This is a genomic window from Pseudoalteromonas sp. Z1A6, assembly GCF_011378745.1.
Taxonomy (GTDB): domain Bacteria; phylum Pseudomonadota; class Gammaproteobacteria; order Enterobacterales; family Alteromonadaceae; genus Pseudoalteromonas; species Pseudoalteromonas arctica.
Genome location: NZ_WTKW01000163.1, coordinates 1 through 9383 on the forward strand (window position 1 = coordinate 1; position 9383 = coordinate 9383).

Here is a 9383-nt window from a genome sequence, read left to right on the forward strand (position 1 = left end):
GATGCAATGCGCCATGGCATGAGCGTTGATGATGTTTACGAGCTGACTAAAGTAAACCGTTGGTTCTTAGTTCAAATAGAAGACATTTTAAAAGACGAAGCAAAAATAGCGAAAGTAGGCATGGCGGGTTTAAATGCTGACTTCCTACGTAAACTTAAACGCAAAGGCTTTGCAGATCCGCGTATAGCAGAAATTGCAGGTGTATCTGAAGCTGAAATTCGTAAAAAGCGTCATTTATTAAACATAGTGCCAGTATACAAACGTGTTGATACGTGTGCTGCAGAATTTAGCTCAGACACAGCTTACATGTACTCAACTTACGATGAAGAGTGTGAAGCTAACCCAACTGATCGTGATAAAATCATGGTTATTGGTGGTGGTCCAAACCGTATCGGTCAAGGTATTGAGTTTGATTACTGTTGTGTACATGCCTCGCTTGCGCTTCGTGAAGACGGCTATGAAACCATCATGGTTAACTGTAACCCTGAAACGGTATCTACCGATTATGATACTTCGGATCGTTTATACTTTGAACCAATTACGCTTGAAGACGTACTCGAAATCGTACGTGTTGAAAAGCCAAAAGGCGTTATCGTACAATACGGTGGTCAAACACCACTTAAGCTAGCGCGTGAGCTTGAAGCTAATGGTGTGCCAGTCATTGGTACTTCACCAGATGCGATTGACCGTGCAGAAGACCGCGAACGTTTCCAACAACTTGTTGAGCGTTTAAACTTACTTCAGCCAGAAAACGCAACAGTAACTTCAACTGAAGAAGCCTTACTTAAGTCAGTTGAAATTGGCTTCCCACTCGTTGTTCGCCCGTCGTACGTACTAGGTGGTCGTGCAATGGAAATTGTATACGACGAAGATGATTTACGTCGCTACATGACCGAAGCTGTACAAGCATCAAACGAAGCACCTGTATTACTGGACCGTTTCTTAGATAACGCGATTGAAGTTGACGTTGACGCAATTTGTGACGGCGAGCAAGTAATCATCGGCGGTATCATGGAGCACATTGAGCAAGCGGGTGTTCACTCGGGTGACTCAGCCTGTTCATTACCAGCACATTCTTTATCACAAGAAGTGCAAGACGTAATGCGCAAGCAAGTAACCGACATGGCGCTTGAACTTGGTGTTGTTGGCTTGATGAATACACAGTTTGCAGTAAAAGAAGACAAAGTGTACTTAATCGAAGTCAACCCTCGTGCTGCACGTACTGTACCGTTTGTATCAAAAGCTACGGGTGTAGCGCTTGCAAAAGTAGCTGCACGTTGTATGGCTGGTCAGTCTTTAGCAAGCCAAGGTATTACTAAAGAAGTGATTCCTCCTTACTACAGCGTTAAAGAAGTTGTACTGCCGTTTGCTAAGTTTCAAGGTGTGGATCCAATCCGTGGTCCTGAGATGCGTTCAACAGGTGAAGTGATGGGTGTTGGCGATACTTTCGCCGAAGCATTCGCAAAAGCACAATTAGGTGCAAGCAATACTTTACCACGCGGTGGTCGCGCGTTATTATCTGTTCGTAATAGCGATAAGCCACGTATTGTTGAATTAGCCAAAATCATGACCGACTTAGGTTTTGAACTTGACGCAACTGGTGGCACGGCAGAAGCTCTTGAAGAAGCTGGCATTGAAGTACGACGTGTAAACAAAGTATATGAAGGCCGCCCGCATATTCTTGATTATATTAAGAATAAAGAGTACAGCTATATTGTTAATACCACCGAAGGTCGCCAAGCGATCGAAGATTCGAAGGTGTTACGTCGTGGTGCATTGCAAAATAAAACCAACTATACGACAACCTTGAACGCGGCATTCGCTAACTGTACTGCTAACAAAGCAGATGACCGCAGTAAAGTGACGTCAGTTCAAGAGCTACACCTGCGATTGAACTAAGGAAATGTGCCAAGGCCAACTAGGGCCTTGGTGTTAAGTGAGAAAAGTATGCAATCAATTCCGATGACAGTTCGTGGCGCAGATTTACTGCGTAAAGAGCTTAACGAATTAAAAACAGTTACCCGTCCTAAAATCGTAAGTGATATTGCGGTTGCACGTGAACATGGTGACTTAAAAGAAAACGCTGAGTATCATGCTGCACGTGAGCAACAGGGTTTTTGCGAAGGTCGTATTCAAGAAATTGAAGCTAAGCTTTCAAATGTTCAAATTATCGACGTAACTAAAATGCCAAATACCGGTAGAGTTATTTTTGGTACAACGGTGACTATTGTAAATGTAGAAACCGATGCTGAAGTAAAATACCGTATTGTAGGCGATGATGAAGCAAATATTAAAAATAACTTAATATCTGTTAACTCACCTATAGCGCGTGGCTTAATTGGTAAACAAATGGACGACTCAGTGTCTATTCAAACACCAAAAGGTATTGTTGAGTTCGAAATCATTGAAGTTGAGTATCTTTAACGTATAACTCACTTTAACGTTTTAAATAAAAACCGATGTAATTACATCGGTTTTTTTATGCCTGAAATTTAATATTAAAACTTATACCAATTCCAATAAATAGCTGATCTATTTTACTTGCTAAAATAACCCATTTATTTGTTGTTAATTTCGTAAAGGGAACAACCATTTACATCAATTTACGCCTAGAACTGAATTGTTTTTTCGGCGTAAAATTCAGATCACATACTTAATGGAATTGGTATTATTATTTTGCTGACCTCAAAGCATTAGCTCATTTATACATTCATATTGTATAAAGAGTGTACGTGTTGATATAGGTACATAATCACTTTATTAAAAAGGAACACCCATGGCTAATATTCTTTACCCAGCGCCTTTAAAAGTAGGCTCTAAAATTGCAATTTGCTCGCTGTCATCAGGCCTAAAAGAAAAATACCACGGGCGATTAGATATTGTGATAGAGGGATTAAAGCACCGTGGCTATGAGGTTGTAGAGGGGGAGTTTTTACGCCAAAACAGACCACGTAATGAGCTTAATGCTAAAGCCCATGCCGAGCAACTAATGGGTTTATTACTAGATGATGAAATAGATGCCATTATGCCGCCAATGGGTGGTGAGCTGGCAATGGAGGTATTGCCACTACTTGATTTTAACGCGATTAAACAAGCCAAACCTAAATGGCTAGTTGGGTTTTCTGATGTGAGCACGATTGCATGTGCACTCACCGCTAAGTGCCAATGGGCAACACTTCACAGCGCTAACCTTATGCAGTTACATCCTGACGAAAAAAGTCCTTATTGCCTGCAAATATTTGAAACACTAAGTTATGAAGCAGGTAGCAAATTTGAGCAAGCCCCGTCATCGCATTATCAAAAAAATAGACCTGATTACGTACAAAACCCAAATGCATTGTTTGAACACACAGAAGTTACTCAGTGGCAGTGTTTAAATTACTTTGATGCACGCACTATTGAAATGTCGGGTCGCTTATTTGGTGGCTGTTTAGATACAGTCGGCTTATTACTCGACTCTCCATTTTTGGCACTACATGAATTTAAAAAACACAGTGCACCCGAAGGGCTTATTTTATACCTAGAAAACTCAGAGCTGACGCCAACAACCGTTGCACGGTTTTTACTTTCATTAAAATTAGCAGGTATATTTGACGATATAAACGGTATTATTATTGGTCGCAGCGTGATCACTCAAGGTCAAGATGCTTCTTTTGATTACCGTCACGCGCTTGATGTTGCACTAGGTGGGTGTTTATTTCCTGTGATTATTGATGCCGATATTGGTCATGCTCCACCTAACTTAAATTTAGTAAACGGCGCTACTTGTACAATCACCGCTGACATAAATGAAGGTAAAGTAGTCAAAGCCTCATTAAATACCGAGCTTTGTTAGAAGTTTATTCACTTACCTTTGATAAGTAATTAAGTTAAAGGGTATAATAAGCCCGCTTTTATAGCGCTTTAGTTATAAAAGTACATTCTCAGGGCGGGGCGAAATTCCCCACCGGCGGTATGTCTAATGTTATTTATAACTTAGACGAGCCCGCGAGCGCTTTATTTAACCTAGGTTAAGTAAAGGTCAAGCAGATCTGGTGAGATGCCAGAGCCGACGGTTACAGTCCGGATGAAAGAGAATATGGCTTATTATACTAATACCAATTTTATTAAAGACACGATCATTGTATCGCGTTAAGTGAGCTATTTTTTAGCGCTATAATAGGTTACTAATTTAATGCCGTTGGTATAACAGTGTGCGCTGCTTTTTGCTGCGTGCTTTTTGTTATTTTATTTAAGCTATTTTGGTAGTGATCGTTTTAAATTTAAAGCGATATATTACTGATCCTTTCACAGTCCTGAATCTATTATTTTTTTATTTGGAATATAATGATGATTCAGTCTCTACTTACTCAATTCGGCGAAAGCCATATCCGCGTACAAAGCGCAATTGCTGCACTACAGCAAGGGCAAGGCGTACTTGTTGTTGATGATGAAAACCGTGAAAATGAAGGCGACTTTGTATTTTCAGCTGAGCATTTAACGACTTCTCAAATGGCCGAAATGATCCGCGAAGGCAGCGGTATTGTTTGCTTGTGTATGGGGGAGGAGCGCATTAAACAGCTCGACTTACCGCAAATGGTAACCCACAACACAAGTCAAAATAACACCGCTTATACAGTCACTATTGAAGCTAAGCATGGCGTTACAACAGGCGTGTCTGCTGCTGATAGAGTAACTACTATAAAAGCAGCGACAGACGATAACGCCAAACCAAGTGATTTATCGCGCCCAGGGCATGTATTTGGTTTAAAAGCACAAACGGGTGGAGTATTAGTTCGTCGTGGTCATACCGAAGCATCCGTTGATTTAATGCAACTTGCCGGCTTAAAACCATTTGGCGTAATATGCGAACTAACAAATCCAGATGGTTCAATGGCGCGCTTACCTGAGGTGAGTGATTATGCTAATAAACATAATATGAGTGTGGTTTCTATTGAGGATTTAGTGCAATACATTCAGGCTGCGCAGCTTCAAGTAAGTTAAACTGCTTTAAAGCAAAAAACCACTTATTTAAATAAGTGGTTTTTTAATATTGTTATCATTTAAGTTTATAACGTATTACTTATAAAACCTGAATAACTTGCTCTTTTGCTAAGCGAGATTTAGGTAATTTAGCATTATAATCCTCAGCGCTATCGTGATAGCCAAGTACTAATGCCACGTCGCATACGTAACCATCAAGTTCTTTTTCAAAAACTTCGCCAATCAGCTCGGCATCTACGCCTTCCATTGGAGTAGAGTCAACACCTAAGCGTGCAGCTGCATGCATAGTGTTACCCAGTGCAATGTAAGTTTGTGCTTTAGTCCACTCTTCATTACCGCCTTGCTCATCAGTATTCATATCAACAAACGCGTAAGCACCAAAAGCTTGTTCGCGATTTTCTGCTTTAGTACGACCATTTTTAATATCTGCATCAATTACTTGTGCGTAATCATCGCGGGTATATTTAGGGTTGTGAGCAAATAATATTATATGCGAAGCTGTTTTAATGTGTGGCTGGTTAAACGCAAATTTATTAGCAAATGTACTATGCATACGCTCTTTAGCCTCATCTGATTCAATTACGATGAATTTCCAAGGCTGCGAGTTAATAGATGAAGGAGACAGGCGCATAGCTTCGTAAATAACGGCTAAATCGTCTTGAGATACACGTTTCGTTGCATCATAACGTTTTGCTGTGTAGCGCTTTTCTAAGTCATTAATAATAGGGTGAGTCATTAGTTTTTCCATTGAGTAGGTGTTTTACCAGTATTTACTATGTTGAGTCAGTTTTAGTAAAAACAAACCCTTTTAAAAATTTATTACAAAAATAATATCGTGCTTTTAAATCACTCTACTTACTTAATACAATCGATATATCTACGTAACGTAAGGCTTATCAATATAGCTATGTGCGGATAGTAGAGGATTATTACAATATGATAAACAGGTATATGGTTGAATCATTATCAAATATTATTAGGTAATAGTTTCTTTAATAAATATAAATACAGCAAAAGCCACCCCGAAATATTGGCTGGAGACGCCAATTGCATTGGCGCCTTTAATCAATTCAGGTATAAATAAGGCGTGTAATATTTATAGAATTAAAAACCTTCCAACACTATTTTGCCAATAGAGCGACCTTCTTCAAGTTCTGTGTGTGCAATACGCAGGTTAGCCGCATTTATAGTGCCTAAGTTTTTACCAATCGTGGTTTGAATGTAGCCTTGGTCAATCAAATCGGCAACATGATTTAATAACTTACTTTGCTCAATTAAATCTTTGGCATTAAACATTGAGCGGGCAAACATAAATTCCCAATGTAGAGATAAACTCTTCATTTTTAATTTGCTAACATCTAATGACTCAGGATCGTCAATCATTGCAATTTTACCAAATGGTGCAAGTACCTCTGTATACGCTTCAAAGTAAGTATCAGTACTGTGCAGGCTTGCTACATGTGTTACCGAGCCAATGTTTAATGCGTCAATTTGAGCAGGTAATGGTTTTGTATGGTCAACGACATAATCTGCGCCTAGTTTTTTAACCCATGCTTGAGAGCTTTCGCGCGATGCAGTGGCAATCACCGTTGCGCCAGTAATCGCTTTAGCAAGTTGAATAAAAATAGAGCCAACGCCGCCTGCGGCACCTGTTACTAAAATAACCTCTTCTGATTTTGTTGTTGCATCAGCAGCTAGTTTTACAATGTTTAAATGCTCAAATAATAATTCGTACGCTGTTATTGCAGTAAGGGGTAATGCAGCCGCTTCAGCATCGTTTAAGCTCTGCGGTTTAAATCCTACAATGCGCTCATCCACTAATTGAAATTCTGCATTACTACCTGGGCGAGTAATGTCACCTGCGTAATAAACCGCATCACCGAGTTTAAATGCCGTTACAGCATCGCCGATTGCAACAACTTCACCAACTGCATCCCAACCAATAACTTTTACTTCACCATCAGCAGGGGGCATAGATGCACGCACTTTGTAATCTGCTGGGTTAACTGCAATTGCTTTAACTTTAATTAATAAGTCGCGACCTGTTGCAACTGGCTGTGGTAATTCAACATCAATTAACGATTCAGGATTAGAAACAGGAAGAGATTTTTTATAACCAATGGCTTTCATAATAAATGTCCTAATTTGTTTACGTATAAGGTGCAAGCCATGCTTTGGCTAGCTGATGGATATATAGTAGACCTTGCTTTAATGTAGATAAACCGCATAATCGTTGAATCATTATCAAATATAAATAGATAATATGAACATAGAAGATTTAAAACTTATTTTAAAAGTCGCTGAGTTTAGAAGTATTACGCTCGCAGCGGCTAAGTTAGATATGCGTACAGCCACAGCAAGCGCCGCTATTAAACGCGTGGAGTCAGCGCTTGGTAGCGAGCTGTTTGTTCGTACCACACGTCATTTAAGGTTGTCGGCTGCTGGGGAGCGCTACATACCACAATGTGAACAGGCTTTGGCAGTGCTTGAGCTCGCAAAGCAAAACCTTAAAGGTGAACACGACGAAATAGAAGGCGAATTGCGTGTTGCACTTTCATCTGACTTAGGGCGTAACTTGGTGATCCCATGGATTGATGAACTCATGGACACTTATCCAAAGCTAAGTTTAAGAACCCATATAAGTGATAGCAATATCGACTTTTACCGTGACTCAGTTGATATAGCGCTTCGTTATGGCTCGCCTAATGATGCAAGCGTTTATGGTTTTAAAATTTGTAACGTACCGCGCTTGTTGTGTGCTAGCGAAGAATACCTGCTACAAAATGGAAGCCCTGTGCATCCCGATGATTTAGCGTCGCATCAAGGTTTGTTTTATCAGTTGCAGGATATTATAAATAATACGTGGGAATTCAGTGATGGTGAGTCAAAATATAAAGTTAAAATGGATGGCAGGCGCGCCTCAAACGATGGCGATTTAGTCAGGCGCTGGTGCGTTGCGGGTAAGGGCTTAGCTGTAAAGTCGGCACTTGATATAGCTGACGATTTACTTAATGACAGGGTAGTTACTGTTATGCCAAATTATCAACATGTTAATGGTGAACTTTGGCTTATTTGCCCAAGTAGGCAGTCAATAACCCCAGCGGTGCGTTTACTACGTGATGCATGCAGAGCAAAATCCCAAGCTATTTTGCAACAGTTGGTAAATAAAGGAATTATTAATAAAAGCGTACTGAGCTAATTAAGGAAGAGTTATGCAAGTTGATGATATTAGAATTTTTATTCCCTGTAAAAATTATGGACAATCTCAGCGCTTTTATAAAGCGCTTGGATTTAAGATTGAAGATGCCTCAAATGATTTATGTGTGTGTGCCTTTGGCGAATGTACGTTCTTTTTACAGCGTTATTATAATAAAACGTTTGCTGAAAACTTAATGCTGCAACTTTGTGTGTTAAATATAGATGAAGCATACGAACTCATTAGTAACCTAAACGGTTTTGATATCCGCTTTGAGGGTATAAAAAAAGAACCTTGGGGTAGCGTTATTTACTTATGGGGACCATCGGGTGAGCTTTGGCACGTAACTGAATTAAATTAAAAATAAAAAGGAATAAATGTGAGATTTAATAAATATATAATCATTTTTATGGCGACCTTACTGGCTTCTTGTAGTTCGTTTGTGAGCAACAATACAGGTAAAAATACGCAATCTAGTAGCTTAATGGATTTCTTATATCCTGATCAACAAAGTCGCTCTACCTATAAACCTGAAATACCTGTTTTAAAACTCCCTGTTACTGTTGGAATTGCATTTGTACCGTCTAAAAACTGGCAGCCAGACGGGTTAGAGACCCAAAACCAAGTTGAGTTACTCGAAAAAGTAAAAAAGTCATTTCTACAATATGATTACATTGACCGCATTGAAGTTATACCAAGTACCTATTTAAAAGGAGGTGAAGGCTTTGCAACACTCGAGCAAGTCGGGAGGCTTTACGATGTAGATGTAATGGCACTGGTTTCATATGATCAAGTTACGCAATCTTATGAAAATAATGCAGCCTTACTTTATTGGACAATAGTGGGTATGTACGTTATTCCAGGTAATGAAAATACAATTCAAACCTTTGTGGATACAGCTGTTTTTGATATTAAAAGTAGAAAAATGCTATTTAGAGCACCAGGTATAAGTAAACTTGAAAAAAGAACAACAGCAATAGGTATTGATGAAACGTTATCTGAAAAGTCGGCTGAAGGTTTTAATCTAGCGGTTAGTGATATGAGTACTAATTTAGATGCAGAACTAGCAAGGTTTAAAACACGTGTTAAAGAAGAAAAAATTGCAAAAGTCGAAAATAAAGATGGCTCTAGTAGCGGTGGCTCTTTGAGTATTTATTTACTCGTTTTGTTGTTGTTATTAGTTATGCGTAGCAAAAAAATTTAA

At 39.3% G+C, this 9383-nt stretch carries 9 protein-coding genes and 1 riboswitch; of the genes, 7 read left to right on the forward strand and 2 right to left on the reverse strand.

Going from position 1 to position 9383, the window contains the following annotated elements:
- From carB to ribB, 4 genes are all read left to right on the forward strand, one after another.
- A partial coding sequence (gene carB / locus GQR46_RS11495; protein ID WP_165741006.1) for a carbamoyl-phosphate synthase large subunit occupies nucleotides 1-1899 on the forward strand: 1899 nt, incomplete at its 5' end.
- Nucleotides 1900-1947: 48 nt separating this feature from the next.
- Nucleotides 1948-2424 carry a transcription elongation factor GreA gene (gene greA, locus GQR46_RS11500; protein ID WP_165741007.1) on the forward strand — a complete coding sequence of 159 codons (477 nt, stop codon included), beginning with the start codon at nucleotides 1948-1950 and terminating at the stop codon, nucleotides 2422-2424.
- A 352-nt stretch (nucleotides 2425-2776) separates the two neighbouring features.
- On the forward strand, nucleotides 2777-3835 hold the full coding sequence (locus tag GQR46_RS11505) for a S66 peptidase family protein (RefSeq protein ID WP_165741008.1): 1059 nt from the start codon (nucleotides 2777-2779) through the stop codon (nucleotides 3833-3835).
- A gap of 80 nt (nucleotides 3836-3915) precedes the next feature.
- A riboswitch (FMN riboswitch) is annotated at nucleotides 3916-4082 on the forward strand.
- A 247-nt stretch (nucleotides 4083-4329) separates the two neighbouring features.
- Complete coding sequence (gene ribB, locus GQR46_RS11510) at nucleotides 4330-4983, forward strand: 3,4-dihydroxy-2-butanone-4-phosphate synthase (protein WP_165741013.1); 654 nt, start codon at nucleotides 4330-4332, stop codon at nucleotides 4981-4983.
- A gap of 79 nt (nucleotides 4984-5062) precedes the next feature.
- Here the strand turns inward: ribB and GQR46_RS11515 are convergent, their stop codons facing one another.
- Complete coding sequence (locus GQR46_RS11515; protein ID WP_165741009.1) at nucleotides 5063-5719, reverse strand: nitroreductase family protein; 657 nt, start codon at nucleotides 5717-5719, stop codon at nucleotides 5063-5065.
- Nucleotides 5720-6087: 368 nt separating this feature from the next.
- Nucleotides 6088-7113 carry a zinc-binding alcohol dehydrogenase family protein gene (locus GQR46_RS11520; RefSeq protein ID WP_165741010.1) on the reverse strand — a complete coding sequence of 342 codons (1026 nt, stop codon included), beginning with the start codon at nucleotides 7111-7113 and terminating at the stop codon, nucleotides 6088-6090.
- 133 nt (nucleotides 7114-7246) lie between these two features.
- On the opposite strand from GQR46_RS11520, the gene GQR46_RS11525 reads away from it, so the two are divergent.
- The 3 genes from GQR46_RS11525 to rhlP are packed head-to-tail and all read left to right on the forward strand — an operon-like array spanning nucleotide 7247 to nucleotide 9383.
- On the forward strand, nucleotides 7247-8182 hold the full coding sequence (locus tag GQR46_RS11525; protein WP_165741011.1) for a LysR family transcriptional regulator: 936 nt from the start codon (nucleotides 7247-7249) through the stop codon (nucleotides 8180-8182).
- A 13-nt stretch (nucleotides 8183-8195) separates the two neighbouring features.
- Nucleotides 8196-8540, forward strand: coding sequence for a lactoylglutathione lyase (locus GQR46_RS11530; RefSeq protein ID WP_165741012.1), 345 nt, complete (start codon nucleotides 8196-8198; stop codon nucleotides 8538-8540).
- 48 nt (nucleotides 8541-8588) lie between these two features.
- Nucleotides 8589-9383, forward strand: a complete 795-nt coding sequence (rhlP, locus tag GQR46_RS11535; protein ID WP_165741014.1) for a rhombotarget lipoprotein — start codon at nucleotides 8589-8591, stop codon at nucleotides 9381-9383.

Bases quoted from the DNA above. Each gene is read 5' to 3' on its own strand.
- greA (WP_165741007.1), top strand. From the start codon at position 1,948: ATGCAATCAATTCCGATGACAGTTCGTGGCGCAGATTTACTGCGTAAA.
- GQR46_RS11505 (WP_165741008.1), top strand. From the start codon at position 2,777: ATGGCTAATATTCTTTACCCAGCGCCTTTAAAAGTAGGCTCTAAAATT.
- ribB (WP_165741013.1), top strand. From the start codon at position 4,330: ATGATTCAGTCTCTACTTACTCAATTCGGCGAAAGCCATATCCGCGTA.
- GQR46_RS11515 (WP_165741009.1), bottom strand. From the start codon at position 5,719: ATGACTCACCCTATTATTAATGACTTAGAAAAGCGCTACACAGCAAAA.
- GQR46_RS11520 (WP_165741010.1), bottom strand. From the start codon at position 7,113: ATGAAAGCCATTGGTTATAAAAAATCTCTTCCTGTTTCTAATCCTGAA.
- GQR46_RS11525 (WP_165741011.1), top strand. From the start codon at position 7,247: ATGAACATAGAAGATTTAAAACTTATTTTAAAAGTCGCTGAGTTTAGA.
- GQR46_RS11530 (WP_165741012.1), top strand. From the start codon at position 8,196: ATGCAAGTTGATGATATTAGAATTTTTATTCCCTGTAAAAATTATGGA.
- rhlP (WP_165741014.1), top strand. From the start codon at position 8,589: ATGGCGACCTTACTGGCTTCTTGTAGTTCGTTTGTGAGCAACAATACA.